This is a genomic window from Ignatzschineria rhizosphaerae, assembly GCF_022655595.1.
Taxonomy (GTDB): Bacteria; Pseudomonadota; Gammaproteobacteria; order Cardiobacteriales; family Wohlfahrtiimonadaceae; genus Ignatzschineria; species Ignatzschineria rhizosphaerae.
The window spans coordinates 756262-770585 of the sequence record NZ_CP093379.1; the positions used below are offsets into that span (position 1 = coordinate 756262).

The 14324-nt window shown below is 40.3% G+C and carries 10 protein-coding genes; 9 read left to right on the top strand and 1 reads right to left on the bottom strand.

Translation table 11 applies throughout. The annotated features are described in order from the left end of the window. The first annotated feature begins 263 nt into the window (after nt 1–263). The 5 genes from trpB to MMG00_RS03305 all read left to right on the top strand — a co-directional run bounded on the left by trpB (nt 264) and on the right by MMG00_RS03305 (nt 5881). Nucleotides 264–1448 (top strand): tryptophan synthase subunit beta, encoded by a 1185-nt coding sequence (gene trpB, locus MMG00_RS03285; protein WP_242151350.1) that lies wholly within the window; start codon nt 264–266, stop codon nt 1446–1448. Further along, complete coding sequence (gene trpA / locus MMG00_RS03290; protein WP_242151353.1) at nt 1448–2254, top strand: tryptophan synthase subunit alpha; 807 nt, start codon at nt 1448–1450, stop codon at nt 2252–2254. Before trpB ends, trpA begins: the two co-directional genes overlap by 1 nt. A gap of 481 nt (nt 2255–2735) precedes the next feature. Next, on the top strand, nt 2736–2957 hold the full coding sequence (locus MMG00_RS03295) for a hypothetical protein (protein WP_242151354.1): 222 nt from the start codon (nt 2736–2738) through the stop codon (nt 2955–2957). A gap of 326 nt (nt 2958–3283) precedes the next feature. Beyond that, nucleotides 3284–3829 (top strand): hydrolase, encoded by a 546-nt coding sequence (locus tag MMG00_RS03300; RefSeq protein WP_242151356.1) that lies wholly within the window; start codon nt 3284–3286, stop codon nt 3827–3829. 204 nt (nt 3830–4033) lie between these two features. Continuing rightward, nucleotides 4034–5881 (top strand): SLC13 family permease, encoded by a 1848-nt coding sequence (locus tag MMG00_RS03305; protein ID WP_242151359.1) that lies wholly within the window; start codon nt 4034–4036, stop codon nt 5879–5881. 239 nt (nt 5882–6120) lie between these two features. Here the strand turns inward: MMG00_RS03305 and MMG00_RS03310 are convergent, their stop codons facing one another. After that, the gene (locus tag MMG00_RS03310) at nt 6121–6708 is read right to left on the bottom strand and encodes a TetR/AcrR family transcriptional regulator (RefSeq protein ID WP_242151361.1); all 588 of its coding nucleotides are present in this window, start codon (nt 6706–6708) and stop codon (nt 6121–6123) included. A gap of 199 nt (nt 6709–6907) precedes the next feature. Between MMG00_RS03310 and MMG00_RS03315 the strand changes: the two genes are divergently transcribed. The 4 genes from MMG00_RS03315 to MMG00_RS03330 all read left to right on the top strand — a co-directional run bounded on the left by MMG00_RS03315 (nt 6908) and on the right by MMG00_RS03330 (nt 14137). Then, the gene (locus tag MMG00_RS03315) at nt 6908–9016 is read left to right on the top strand and encodes a TonB-dependent receptor (protein ID WP_242151363.1); all 2109 of its coding nucleotides are present in this window, start codon (nt 6908–6910) and stop codon (nt 9014–9016) included. Nucleotides 9017–9180: 164 nt separating this feature from the next. Beyond that, nucleotides 9181–10914, top strand: coding sequence for an ABC transporter ATP-binding protein (locus MMG00_RS03320; protein WP_242151366.1), 1734 nt, complete (start codon nt 9181–9183; stop codon nt 10912–10914). Nucleotides 10915–10934: 20 nt separating this feature from the next. Further along, on the top strand, nt 10935–12815 hold the full coding sequence (locus MMG00_RS03325; protein ID WP_242151369.1) for an ABC transporter ATP-binding protein: 1881 nt from the start codon (nt 10935–10937) through the stop codon (nt 12813–12815). After that, complete coding sequence (locus MMG00_RS03330; protein ID WP_242151372.1) at nt 12815–14137, top strand: MFS transporter; 1323 nt, start codon at nt 12815–12817, stop codon at nt 14135–14137. Before MMG00_RS03325 ends, MMG00_RS03330 begins: the two co-directional genes overlap by 1 nt. Nucleotides 14138–14324 lie beyond the last annotated feature (187 nt).

A 14324-nucleotide genomic window follows, 5' to 3' on the forward strand; every position in this document is an offset into this window, starting at 1 on the left:
ACAGAAATGGTTATAGATTGTTTAAAAAGTAAAAAGTAAAAAGTAAAAAGTATTCAGCAATCATTAAGAGAAACAAAATGCCGGCGCTAAAGATAAGAAAAGCGAGAAAGAGTTCTATCCGGCATTATGCAAACGATAAAGGCATGCAAGATATATTTAATAGAGGCTGACAATAAATAGGCAGCTTCAAGAAAAATAAAAAACATCGCAATTTAAAGTACTAAAACGACATAATTTATTTAAGAAAAGAGAAAGAGAAAATCATGAGACAGTTAGATCCTTATTTTGGTGAGTTCGGTGGGCAATATGTGCCAGAACTTCTAATTCCAGCGCTTGATCAACTTGAGGCGGAGTTTATCAAAGCACAAAATGATCCTGAGTTTCAGGCAGAGTTTATGGATCTTTTAAAAAATTACGCCGGAAGACCGACGGCGTTAACGCTTTGTAAAAATTTAACCGAAGGCACTAAAAGTAAATTATATTTAAAACGCGAAGATCTTCTTCATGGTGGGGCGCATAAAACAAATCAGGTTTTAGGCCAAGCGCTCCTTGCAAAACGTATGGGAAAAACAGAGATTATTGCAGAAACTGGCGCTGGGCAGCATGGCGTTGCAACAGCGCTAGCTTGTGCGCTTCTCAATATGAAATGCCGAATCTATATGGGGGAGAAAGATATCGAAAGACAAGCCCCAAATGTGTTTCGTATGGAGCTTATGGGCGCAACGATTATTCCGGTTACAAGTGGCTCAGGAACGCTTAAAGATGCTTGTAATGAAGCACTTCGTGATTGGTCTGCAAGTTATAAAACAACGCATTATCTTTTAGGGACAGCGGCAGGACCTCACCCGTTTCCGACAATCGTTCGGGAATTTCAAAAGATGATTGGCGAAGAGACTAAGGCTGAAATTTTAAGACGAGAAGGTCGTTTACCAGATGCGGTACTTGCTTGTATTGGCGGAGGTTCTAATGCGATTGGAATGTTTACAGATTTTATTCCAGAAGAAAAAGTGCGCCTGATTGGCGTTGAACCAGGAGGTAAGGGCATTCATACAGATGAGCACGGGGCATCACTTAAACATGGAACGCCGGGAATTTACTTTGGGATGAAATCTCACTTGATGCAAACCGATGAAGGGCAGATTAAAGGCTCATATTCAGTATCTGCAGGGTTAGATTTCCCATCAGTTGGGCCGCAGCATGTACATCTTCATAATATCGGCAGAGCGGACTATGTGTCAGTAACGGATGAGGAAGCTTTAGATGCTTTCCAAAAACTTGCCCGCCGTGAAGGGATTTTGCCGGCATTAGAGTCATCTCATGCACTTGCTTATGCCTTAAAAATGATTGCAGAAAATCCTGATAAAGAGCAGTTATTGGTGGTAAATCTTTCTGGGCGCGGAGATAAAGATATTTTCTCAGTTCATAAAATTTTAAAGGAGAACGCATAATGAGTCGTTATCAACAATTATTTAATCGTTTATCTGCTCAAAATGAGGGTGCGTTTGTTCCTTTTGTGGTGTTAGGCGATCCTACTTATGAGCTCTCTAAGCAGATCTTAATCACGTTAATTGAGTCAGGCGCTGATGCGTTGGAAGTGAGTATTCCTTTTTCAGATCCGCTCGCTGATGGTCCTGAAATTCAAGGCGCGGTGCTTCGTGCTATTGGTAATGGCATGAGTGTGGAGAAATCTTTCACTCTTTTAAAAGAGATTCGTGACTTGTATCCAGAAGTGCCGATTGGTTTATTGATGTATGCAAACTTAATTCATGCAGCAGGGATTGATCAGTTTTATGCAAAATGTGCAAAGGCGGGGGTTGATTCAGTTTTAGTGGCTGATGTCCCGCTTCGTGAATCTGCAGATTTTAAAAAGGCGGCAACAGCTCATAATATTGCGCCAATTTTTATCTGTCCACCAGATGCAACCGATGAGACTTTTAGCGGCATCGCTAAAGAGGGAGAAGGCTATACATATCTTGTGTCTCGCGCAGGCGTTACTGGTGTTGCACAAAGATTAGAAAATGATTCTCTAGAGGATAATATCGCAAAACTCAAAGCAGTAGGCGCGCCGCCCATCGTACAAGGATTTGGAATTTCCTCTCCTGAGCAAGCAAAGCATTATCTTGATCATGGGGTTGCAGGTGTGATTAGTGGTTCTGCCGTAACGCAGATTATTCGGGAGAATCTCACAGATGAATCTGCACTTTTAGAAAAACTTGGGGCATTTATTCAGTCGATGAAAGCTGCAACAAAATAAGACTACTTTAGTCATCAAGAAGCGCTCCTATTTAGCGCTCACTATTTGATTAAAAGAGTAATATCGGCGCGTTAATAGATGATTAACGCGCTTTTTTTATAGGGGGATCATTTCCCTGTTTTAAAGTTATAGTGAAGTCGGTTTAAAAGAAACTGAATTAGATTCTCGGCGCATCTGTTATAAGAAACGCAAGAGTCGTTCTATCCAGCATCGTGCAAGTGGCTTAGTGCTCATGCCGGACGGTTTTCTTTTAAAGCAGTATTGCTTAAATGGAATCGACTATCGCTCAAATTTAGGAGGTACTTCTTTATGTTTTCTAGAAATAGAGGGGAAAGTATGATGAAGGAGTATAAAAAGAGGAGATTCATCAAGTTTTGCCCTCTGCTGAGCTAACATTAAAAAAAAATTTGTCGTATAATCTAGGGCAGAAGATTTTGTGATAACAAAAGATGTTTTAGAGATTATCGGATAAGGGATACAAATGCATAGATTTATCTATTTAATTTACGCGGGGTTAGTGATTGCGCTGGTTTATATGGTGGTGATGCCCTTTGTTCTTCTGCACGATGATAAAACAGAAGAGGTTGGAGAGGTTTCTTACTATATTCCTGAAGAGGGCTTACAATCTCATTATCATAAAGAGGTGGAGATGACGAAAGGAAAATACTCATCAAGACCTGGAACATCTGATGAATCCCAATAATCTCAAGGGATTATAGGATAAATATCACTATCGATAGATGGTGATATTTTTGTATCTGCAGGAATTATTTTAGATGATTTCTCAAGGAATGAGTATCTGTATTGAAGATGTAATGAACAAAGCGCATCAATGATATATGTTAATTTCATTAAAATATTTTATAGATAACCTTGTGATAAAGCGTGCTTTTAGCCTCTGTTTCGGTCATGATGATAAAGATTCTATTTAAAAAATACGTCAATATTGATGATTGAAATAGGAATAAGCAGATGCAATCACGAGGGATATGAAAAAATATCAAATGATAAAAAGATAAGGAGAGCATCATGTTAAGACCCGATCATACTGTATTAGTACTTGTCGACGTCCAAGAGCGTTTATTACCAGTGATGGATAAAAACGAGGCGCTCTTAAAGAATTTAGAAGTGTTAGTAAAAGGCGCATTAGCGTTAGGACTTCCTATTGTCTGGTTAGAGCAATATCCTAAAGGTTTAGGCAAAACGGTTGAACCATTAAAATCTCTACTTGAAGCACAAGGTTTAGCGCCTATTGAAAAGATGACTTTTAGCGGTGTTCCACATCCTGAGTTTCAAAAAGTGTTAGAAAAATATGATCATGCGCACTTTTTAGTGGCCGGCATAGAAACACACGTTTGTGTTTATCAAACCGTCAGAGATCTTTTAGATGAAGATTATGATGTTGAAGTCGTTTCAGATGCGGTTTCATCACGAGTAGAAGCAAATACCGAGCTTGGGCTCAATAAGATGATTCAGTTAGGGGCAACATTAACTAGTACTGAAATGTGTCTTTTTGAGCTACTTGAAAGTGCTGAGAATCCGCAATTTAAGACGATTAGTAAATTAATTAAATAGGGATTGTCCTGTAACGAGTATCGCATTATGGTTAATCCCATAAAAAACGGATTAAATCATGTTTATAAAAAAAGAGATTTATCAATTTTGGGAAATCTCTTTAATGATGAATAATTCCAGCATGCTGCGAAATAGCTGCTGGAATTTTATTACTTAACCATCCAATATCTTTTTTTATGAAAAATTAATGAAGAAGTAGCAGATATGACACAAGAACTTATAATTGTTTTAGTCCTGTTGTTTGCGGCAGTTATTGCCTTTATGATGAATAAGCCTCGCATGGATGTCGTGGCAGTTTGTGCGCTTTTAGCACTACCATTGACAGGAAGTGTCTCTTTAGAAGAAGCACTAGCAGGCTTTAGTGATAGTAGTGTCATTATTGTAGCGGTCTTCTTTATTATTGGTGATGGGTTAGTTCGAACTGGCGTTGCCTTTCGGGTGGGGGATTGGCTTGTTAAGCAATCTAAAAATAGTGAGACCCGTCTTATTGTGCTTTTGATGCTCTCTGTGGCGCTACTTGGTTCAGTGATGAGCTCTACGGGGATTGTTGCAATCTTTATCCCGATTATTATTAGTGTTGCTACCAAGATGAAGGCGGATGTTAGACGCCTGATGATGCCGCTGAGTTTTGCGGGGCTCATTAGTGGTATGTTAACGCTTGTAGCGACTGCGCCAAACTTAGTTGTTTCTAGTCAATTACAATTAGCAGGGCATAAAGCTTTTGAATTCTTCTCCTTTACCCCTATTGGATTGATTATTCTCTTTGTGGGCATGTTCTATATGCTCTTTGCTCGCCGCTTTTTAGGGAAAAAGGCAGATGATCAAAGTGGATCTGGAAAGGTTCGTATTAACTTTGATGATTTAGCCACAGAGTATCAATTAAAAGGACGTAACTATCGTGCACAAGTGGGAAAAGGTTCGCCATTAATTGGTAAAAGACTCTCTGAGATGAATCTTCGTGGGGGGCATGGCGCAAATATTATTGTCGTAGAACGCCGCTTAAATAGACTTAAAAACGTGGTGCTTGATGCGGTTCCTGACCGTGTGATTCAAGAGAATGATGTGATGCTCTTTGACTTTTTCTATCCTGAAAAGGTTGAGCTTTTCATGCAGAAATTTAATCTCGTCTCCCTTCCTTTAATGAGTAGCTACTTTAACGAGCATTCTCGTGAAATTGGAATGGTTGAGGTTACAATTCACCCAGATTCAAAGCTCATTGATAAAACGGTTCTTGAAAATGCTTTCCGCTCACGTTATGGACTTAATGTAATGGGAATTAAGCGTCAAGGAGAAGTGCTTGAGAATGAACTCTTAAATGAGAAGTTAAAGCGTGGCGATACATTATTGGTATTTGGAATGTGGCGAGCGATTCGTCAATTGCAAACAATGACCAATGATTTCGTTGTATTAACAATCCCTACAGAAATTGATGAAGTTGCGCCTGCGATGGAAAAGGCTCCTTATGCGATTATCGCGCTCTTAATTACCGTTGGATTAATGATTTCTGGTATTTTCCCGACAGTATTAGTGGCGATTTTTGGTGCCTTACTGATGGGGGCTTGTGGCTGTATTACGATGGATAGTGCTTATAAGTCGATCCATTGGCAAAGTATCATCTTAATTGTTGGGATGTTCCCCTTTGCGGTTGCCTTGCAAAATACAGGTGGAGTCGATCTTGCTGTAAAATATCTCTTAGAAGCAAGTGGTGGTGCAAGCCCTCGCGTGATTTTAGCAATGATCTTTGGCTTTACGGCAATGATCGGGCTGTTTATCTCTAATACCGCAACCGCTGTTTTACTGGCGCCGATTGCTATTCAAACGGCTAATGTACTTGGTGTTTCGCCTTATCCATTTGCAATGGCGGTAGCAATTGCCGCATCGGCAGCCTTTATGACGCCAGTCTCTTCGCCGGTTAATACGCTCGTTGTTGCGCCGGGTAAGTATAGCTTTAGTGACTTTGTGAAGATCGGTGTACCATTTGTCTTTATCGTGATGGCGATTGCCGTGATCTTTATTCCGATGCTATTTCCGATGGAGATTGTGAAACCATAATGTGGGTATTGGCTAAAAGTCGATTGTAACAGTTAAGAATTTAAAAAAAGAGAAGGCTTCCGACAAGGAAGCCTTTTGGTTTAAGAAGCATTATTTTAAAAATAAAACGCTATAGCGTATGAATCAAACGACTTGCACGATGCCGGACAGAACGATTCTTGCGTTTCTCATAACTGATGCGCTGGTAATCTGATTTAGTCTCTTTTAAACTGATTTTACTATAGACCCATTTTATTACGTTATTTTTTAGGGCCCGATAAACCAAACATAATAAGTTTTAAGATATCTTGGCGTAGGGTGCTTTTATTTTCCCCATAAGCTTCTTGAACAACTTCATTAAACATGAGGTGATCCATGGTTTTAAGATACTGATGAATCAATACCGTAGGGTAATCGGCATCAATAATTTTTTTCGCCTGTAATTCTGAGAAGAACTGGTCTAGAAAATGATATTTTCGCTCATGCTGCATCTGAAAGAATTCGATCAGTTCAGGATCTTGGTTTTGGTCAAAATCTTTTAAGACATTGGGGGTGAAAAATTGATTAAGGGCGTTTTCTTGGTAAGAAAATATCCCTTTAATCACTTCTTCAATATTTTTAGATTCTTCTAAAAGCGTGGCGTAATGAGCGGTTACTCGTTCTTGTTTTTGTAGGAAGATATGTTTTAGTAGCGCATTTTTATTTTTGAAATAACGATAAAACGTCACTCGGCTCACTTTAGCTTCATCACATATCTCACTGATAGAGACACGTTGCCAGCCGTGCTGACTAAAGAGGTTTTCGCTCACTTGTAATATTGTCTGCTCAGTTTTATTAATGGGTTCCATAATCATTTCCAATATTGATTGTGGCTCTATGGTAGCCGATATTGATAGGTTTTCGTAGAGAAAAAGAGGTAATAGTTTATCTTTATAATGAGTTCTATTTGTTAATAAGAATGATTTGCATTGTATCTTGAATTGCATTATATTACAAAAACTGTAATTTTTAACTAATTTTGTAAACTTGTAATTCAAGGATCTTTTCATGATGACCTCCTGGCATGCTTCATCTCTTATTGCTTCTCGTAAAACAGTTTTATCACTAGCTGTGATTAGTGCATTATCGATTCCTTTTTCTCTTTCTGCCGAGGAGCTTGAGAATCTCCCAGAAGAATCGAGAAATATTGCCTCAAAAGGATCAACTCATGAATTGGGCTCTGTGATTGTTGTGGGGGAAAAGTTAGGGCGCTCGCACTTTGAAACGTCAGCTAGCGCAGAAGTATTTGATAGCCAGCAGATGCAAGCAGATGCCAATACGCAATCAATGAAGAATCTCTTGAAAGAAGTGGTGGGGGTTGTCGATCTGGGCGGCGGTAATGATTTGCCGGCAATTCGTGGTGTTGATGGATCAGGGCCAGCGCAAGGCGCTGTTGCCTTTTTAGCAGGATCTCGTCCTCGTATTAATCTCTTAACAGATGGTCGCTCGGCAACTTATAACGAATTTGCGTTTGGAACCCAATCATTATGGGATATGGAACAAGTGGAAGTCTTTAAAGGGCCACAAAGTTTATCGCAAGGACGAAATGCAATTGCCGGAACGCTGGTAATGAACTCTAAAGATCCAAGCTTTGAGTGGGAAGGAGGCGCGAAACTTCTTTTAGGTAACCAAAAAAGCAGGCAGGGCGCTTTAATGGTTTCAGGACCTATTATTAAAGATGAACTCGCTTTTCGTTTGAGTGTGGATCGCCAAACTCGTGAAAGCTACGTGAAGCTCATGCATTATGAGCCTGTTGGTAACCCAAGAGAGATTGAAACCACCACAGCTCGCGCCAAGTTACTCTATATGCCGGCCAATATGCCCGACTTTTTAACCCGTTTAACGATTAATCATGTGGATGCGAAAACGCCTCAAAATGAAGCATTGTCAGATCCTTTAGCGGCACGATATACACCAGAGCGCCCCATCTTTAAAACAAAGACCACATCAGGAATTTGGGATGTGGAGTGGGACTTAAATGATCAGGTGAGCTTTGAAAATAAAGTGATCTATACAAAATATCGAAATGATCGTGAAGGGGCTTATCATGTCAATGGAATTCCGGCGAATGTAAAAGGGCATGAATGGCAAATTGAACCCATTGTTCGCTTTAATGCATTTGATTATAAAGTTAGAGGGATGGTTGGGCTTTTCTACTTCACTGGTAAACAAGATGAATATGTTAAGTTGATGAATCAGCATAACTATTTTGATGATCGTACAAAAACAAAAGCGATCTTTGGAGAAGTCACTTACTCTCCTACTTTAAAATGGGATTTAACCTTTGCCGGTCGCTTTGAAAAAGAGAGTCATAAGCGCCATGGTGGTGCGACAAAATTGGTGAGTATGAATGTTGATAAGAGCGAGAGTATTTTCCTACCAAAAGTCGATGTGGCTTATCACACCAATGATAATTTAACGACAGGATTTAAAGTAAGCCGTGGTTATAACCCAGGTGGTGCCGGTGTGACTTTCTCTAACCCATTTGTGGCTTATGAATATGAATCTGAAAAAGTGTGGAGCTATGAGCTTTATAATCGTTTTCGTACCGATGATCAGCGTTTAGAGCTCTTTACGAACCTTTTTTATAATCAATATAAAGATATGCAGCTACCTTACTATTTAAGTAAGGATTCCGTCACTATTCGTAATGCCGATAAGGTCAATACTTATGGGGCAGAAGTGACGGCAAATTATCGTATTACACCGCAGTGGCAAGTAAGTACCGGTATTAGCTTCCTTAAAACGGATATTAAAAGCTATCCCAATAGTGGAGTTGAGGGCAAGCAGCTTAGCCGCTCACCAAAAGTGACGTTAAATGTGGGAACGCATTATCAAAATGGCCCTTGGGATTTGGGGGCAAATGTGCATTGGACGGACAAATATTACTCCACTTACGTCAATGAAGCAGCTGGCAAAATTGATTCTTATACGCAAGTGAATCTCTATGGGGGATATACCTTTAAATCGGCTTATTTTGATTCCACCAGAATCTCCTTTTATGCCGATAACATCTTTAACTCTAAAGACCCAATCTTTATTCCAGCAGGTGAGAGAAGGGAAGCGATTACCCAAAGACCTCGTGCATTTGGAATCTCAGTTGAGATGAAATTTTAATTAGAAGATGTCATGAAAGATGCTGTGAGATGCAGCGAAAGATGTCATTGGCATTGCATTAAGATGTTTAGAGATGGGGTGTTAAAAGGCATTTATCTCTAGGCATCTTTGCTGTATTTAACGAATGCGAAGATTTTAAAGAGAATTTTAAAAGAGAATGAATTATGAGTTTACAACATCAAAAAATTTGTGACCCAATAGCAACAAGACTCAAGCGATCCTCCTTGATGGCAATGGCAGCACAAGCTATGAAAATGGGACTTTGGCTTATGATGCTTGGGATTATCTGGGTGCTTGCAGATGCCAACTATGGCTATGCTTATGCGTTAACCGCAGGTTTATTACTACTATCTATTATCTACTATACGCTTAAAATTAAAGCGCATGATGAGGCGCATTATGGGGCTTTTGAGTTAGAAGAGATTTTGCGTAAGCGTTTAGCTGCGAAAATTAGCCAATTGCCAATTGGATATGTCAGAACTATTGGTACAGGTGGTATGGCAAAGATTTTGTTAGATGATGTCCATGCGCTTCACTCGTATGTCGCAGATGCGCCCCCTTTAAAAGCAGAAGCTTATGCAACGCCGGTACTTATCTTTATTGTGCTCTTTATCTTTAATTGGCCTTTTGCATTAGCAGTGTTAGCTTTTTGCGCGATTGTCTTTATCACGCTACAGCTTTTAATGCGCCGTGGCCGACAATTTAGAAAACAATATGTCGCAGCGCTTGCGCAGGTGAACTCTGCGATTATTGAGTATGTACAAGGCATGAGTACCGTACGTGCCTTTGATTCTGGCGATAGCTCATTTGGGCGTTATCATGAATCATTAGAGAATTATAATCGCGTGATGCAAGGCTGGCTTGGTAAGATTGGTTTAGGAAATCGCCTTGCAAGAACGCTCTTTTCACCGATTCCATTACAAGCTTTTTTACTTGTTTTAGGGACAGTTTTTTACTTAAAAGATATGATCGACTTTATGGATCTCTTTCTCTTCTTTTTAGTCGCTGCCGGCATTGTAGAGAGTATCCATCCTTTCATGGGGCTTCATAGTCTACTTGAGAAATCTCGTGCATCTATTGAGCGTATCTGGGAGCTTGAAGCGATGGAAGGCTTGCCTGAAGTGAGCGCAGATGAAGCGAAGCTTCCTAGTAATTATAGTATTCGTTATGACAATGTCTCTTTTGCTTATGATGAAGGGAAACCGGTATTAAGTAATGTGAGCTTTGATGTGCCGGCAAAAAGCTTTACAGCCATTGTCGGAAGCTCAGGTTCTGGTAAAACAACTTTAATTAATCTGCTCCCACGCTTTTGGGATGTCACAGATGGGGCAATTTTGATTGGAGATGTGGATATTCGTCACATGAAGCTTGATGAACTGATGAAGCAGTGTTCCTTTGTGTTTCAAGATAGTTTCCTTTTCTCTTGCTCGATTTTAGATAATATTCGTTACGGTTTAGAAGCGACTGAGGAAGAAGCCATTAATGCCGCAAAGCTTGCCAATATTCATGATTTTATTATGACTTTGCCGGAAGGATACGATACAAAAATTGGGGAGCGTGGCCAGCTTTTATCGGGCGGACAAAAACAGCGTTTAACGATTGCACGTGCCTTTTTACAAAATCGCCCAATCCTTGTATTAGATGAACCAACAGCATTTTCGGATGCCAAAAACGAAGCGCTATTAATGGATTCATTTCGTAAACTCATGGTGAATAAAACAGTCATTATGATTGCGCATCGCCTCTCAACAATTATTGGGGCAGATCAGATCGTTTATCTAAATGAAGGAAAGCTGATCGCAAAGGGCAGTCATGAAACATTGTTATTAGAGAGTGAAGCTTATCAAAAACTCTGGCGTGATTATCAAGAGACGCAAAACTGGACCATGGCACAGTAAGGTAAAAAGGATTATTGATTATGAGAAATTATTTGAATCAAAAGACCCGTGATGTCGATAGTGTTGTCGGGACGGTTAATCAGCTCTTAATGGCGGCAGGTTCGCAAAAACCAATACTTATTCGCTGTCTGATTTTTAGTGTGATTTCGGCGATCACCTTTGGGATCTCTCTAGTACTATTGTTTCCCTTTTTTGCAGCGATTGTGAATGGACAAGATTGGCAGCTTCCTTTTGGAGGGATCTCTGTTTTACTCTTTATCAGTTTGGTATCACGGCTCTTTTCGGAAAGCTATGATACGAAAGGCTATGCGAATCTTGCAATTGATGAACTGCGTAAACGTTTAGGGCAGAAACTTCGCCAGATTCCTTTACTGCATTTAAGTAATCAGCGCTCAGGGGAGATCAATGCTGTATTAGTACAAAGCGTGAATGAGGCTGCTGGTTATGGCTTTATGCTGATGACGACGATTATCTATGCCATGATTGTGCCGATCTCAGCTGCCATTGCGATGGTTTTTTATGATTGGCGTTTTGCTGTAGTGATGTTGTTAGTCTTTCCAATGGCAATTCCGCTTTATTTTTGGCGCCGTAAGGCCTTTCGCCGTGGTTTTAGTATCTTAGCGGAAGCAAATGGGCAGTTAAAAGGGGAAGCCATTGAGTTTATCCAAGGATTAGATGTCCTTAAATCAACGGGCGAGCTAGAGAATAAACAGAGTACCTTTGCCGATATCGCTCATGATGTTGCCAAGATTCAAGCCTACGGCACAAAGAAAGGGGAGATTCCGAACTTAATGATCACCTCAACTGTGCAATTAGGATTAGTTTTTATCATCCTTTTAGGAATTTTCTTAGTTGGCGGTGGGAGCGCTTCCTATTTTCTCTTAGCTACGGCGATTATTATCATTGCGCGCGTGACTGATCTCCTTAATTTCTTTGTGCAGATGTCCTCGCTCTTAGAAATCTTTGTGATTGGCTGTGAGAAGTTACAACAGCTTCTCTCTCAGCCTGATTTGCCGGAGAAGCATTGTGATAAGATGCCAACGAGTTTTGATATCACTTTTGAAAATGTCGATTTTGTTTATCAAGCAACTCAGATAGGAGAAGCAGATCACAAGGATAAGCTTGCAAAGAATGCTCAGTCTTCGAAAGAGATCTTTGCACTCCACAATATTAACGTCACAATTCCTGAGCGCTCATTTACGGCATTAGTAGGGCATTCAGGTTCGGGAAAGACAACCTTAACCCGCATGATTTTACGCCATGCGGATGTCATTAAAGGCGCTGTAAAAATTGGTGGCGTGGATATTCGTGAAATGACGCAAAAGCAGCTTATGGAGATGATCTCTGTAGTGTTTCAAGATGTTTATCTTTTCCAAGATACGATTATGAATAATATTCGTATGGCGCGTCCTGATGCGACAGATGAAGAGGTCGTTGCCGCTGCTGAAAAAGCCCAATGCCATGAATTTATTATGAAAACAGCAAAAGGCTATGATACGCCATTATTAGATCTCGGTAGTAGTCTTTCAGGGGGAGAAAAACAACGTATTGCGATTGCAAGAGCGATCTTAAAAGATGCACCGATCCTGATTTTAGATGAACCAACGGCGGCGTTAGATACGAAAAATGAACTATTGGTGCAACGTGCGCTTGATGCTCTGCTTGTGAATAAGACCATTTTAGTGATTGCCCATCGTCTCTCCACGATTGTGGGGGCTCATCAAATTTTAGTGATGGAAGAGGGCGCGATTATTGAGCAGGGCGAGCATGAAGCCTTATTAGCGAAAAAAGGGCGTTATTATGAGTTTTGGAATACGCAGCACATCGCTACCAATAATGATCAAAATGGTGCATTAAAATCGGTAGTATTAGATGATCCATCAATAGGAGCGATTCTATAATGGCGAGTCAAACGGTATCAGAATCAGCATCATTAAAGGCGACATCTCAAACCTCTATATCCGATTTAGATCCAGTCTCCGGCGTTAATCGCTGGGATTGGTTTCTACTCTTAAGCTTAGGTAACTTTAAGATTATCCTTGTGGGCTTTTATATGCTCAGTATTGTGACGATCTTAAAGCAGAGTGGATTTACTTTAAATCAGCTGAGTATCTTCTACCTCTTAGGATTCACGGAGCTTACGCAGCTGGTGATTTCATCGGTTATTCAGCGTTATCAGGTCAATCATCAACGCGGGCATTTTCGGTTTTGGTTGCTATTATCTAATATCATTATCTTCTTAGCGCTCTTTGCTCTTTTTTGGATTGATATTACAACGCAGTTTGGCCTACTTATGCTCTGCTGTTTTGTCTTGAGTATTATGGGGAACTTCCTTGCCGGCGCGACGCTTGGGCTAAATAGTACAATCCTTAGTTATAGAGAGCGTGGTATGGGCGGGGTTATCTCTGTCATCTCTGCTCGCTCTGGCAGAATGATCGGGGGCGGCCTGGTGCTTTACCTCTATCAATATTGGGGCTGGCATGTTGCTGTGGGTTTAATGCTGGCTATTTCGATCTTGATTAATATTCAGCTCTTTTTCTATCGTGAGCCTAAAATTCGAGGGGTTCAATCGCAAGTTTGTTCAAATACAGCGATGATTACTTGGAAGATGATGGGGAAAAGGCTTATTACTTATTGGCAAGAAGAGGGAACGGGCTGGAAGTGGTTTTTACTGCTGTTACTCTCTTGTATTCCGTATGCATTAACTGCAACAACCTTTATTCCGGTATTAAGTGATCAAGGCTGGGATATGGCTGAAGTCGGAACCATTTTAGCAATTTATCTTCCTGTTTTGTGTATGATTGCAGGGCCAATCTCCGGCATTTTAATGCGCTACTATAGCCGCTTTACCGTAATATTTGGTATTTTAGCCATTCTCTCATTGGTCTTTATCTCTTTTATCTTTACGGAAAAGTTAAGAGCCTTTTATAGCAATATTTTTATCGTACAGATTATGGTGCTTAGTATTGGCTATACCTTATTATTACCGGCAGTCATGGCCATATTTATGGATAAAGCGAGTAAAGAGATGGCAACGCTCGATTCATCATTGCAATATACCATTATGATCGGCGGCGCTGCGATTGCAGGATTCTTCTCTCTAAGAATTGCCAATAGCTTTGGATTTGCAACAGTTTATGGGGTTGCAACAGCAATCTCCTTATTTACGGTATTCTTTTTAGCGATCAGTTGTCGGCAGTTATTTCAGCGAGAAGTGGTATAGATCTTGATGATTGGTAGAAATAGGTATTAGTAGCTGATGCTGAATCTTGTCATATAGTAAAGTCGGTTTAAAAATCACTGAATCAGATTGCCGGCGCATTGGCTATGAGAAGCACAAAAGTCATTCTATCCGGCACCATGCACGTGCATTTGATGCACTCGCTATCCTGCTGTACTTTTTAAACAGT

What these genes read in the sequence shown, in the direction of transcription:
- MMG00_RS03320 (WP_242151366.1), top strand. Translation starts at nt 9,181, where the DNA reads ATGAGTTTACAACATCAAAAAATTTGTGACCCAATAGCAACAAGACTC.
- MMG00_RS03330 (WP_242151372.1), top strand. Translation starts at nt 12,815, where the DNA reads ATGGCGAGTCAAACGGTATCAGAATCAGCATCATTAAAGGCGACATCT.
- MMG00_RS03305 (WP_242151359.1), top strand. Translation starts at nt 4,034, where the DNA reads ATGACACAAGAACTTATAATTGTTTTAGTCCTGTTGTTTGCGGCAGTT.
- trpA (WP_242151353.1), top strand. Translation starts at nt 1,448, where the DNA reads ATGAGTCGTTATCAACAATTATTTAATCGTTTATCTGCTCAAAATGAG.
- MMG00_RS03310 (WP_242151361.1), bottom strand. Translation starts at nt 6,708, where the DNA reads ATGGAACCCATTAATAAAACTGAGCAGACAATATTACAAGTGAGCGAA.
- MMG00_RS03315 (WP_242151363.1), top strand. Translation starts at nt 6,908, where the DNA reads ATGATGACCTCCTGGCATGCTTCATCTCTTATTGCTTCTCGTAAAACA.
- MMG00_RS03295 (WP_242151354.1), top strand. Translation starts at nt 2,736, where the DNA reads ATGCATAGATTTATCTATTTAATTTACGCGGGGTTAGTGATTGCGCTG.
- MMG00_RS03300 (WP_242151356.1), top strand. Translation starts at nt 3,284, where the DNA reads ATGTTAAGACCCGATCATACTGTATTAGTACTTGTCGACGTCCAAGAG.
- MMG00_RS03325 (WP_242151369.1), top strand. Translation starts at nt 10,935, where the DNA reads ATGAGAAATTATTTGAATCAAAAGACCCGTGATGTCGATAGTGTTGTC.
- trpB (WP_242151350.1), top strand. Translation starts at nt 264, where the DNA reads ATGAGACAGTTAGATCCTTATTTTGGTGAGTTCGGTGGGCAATATGTG.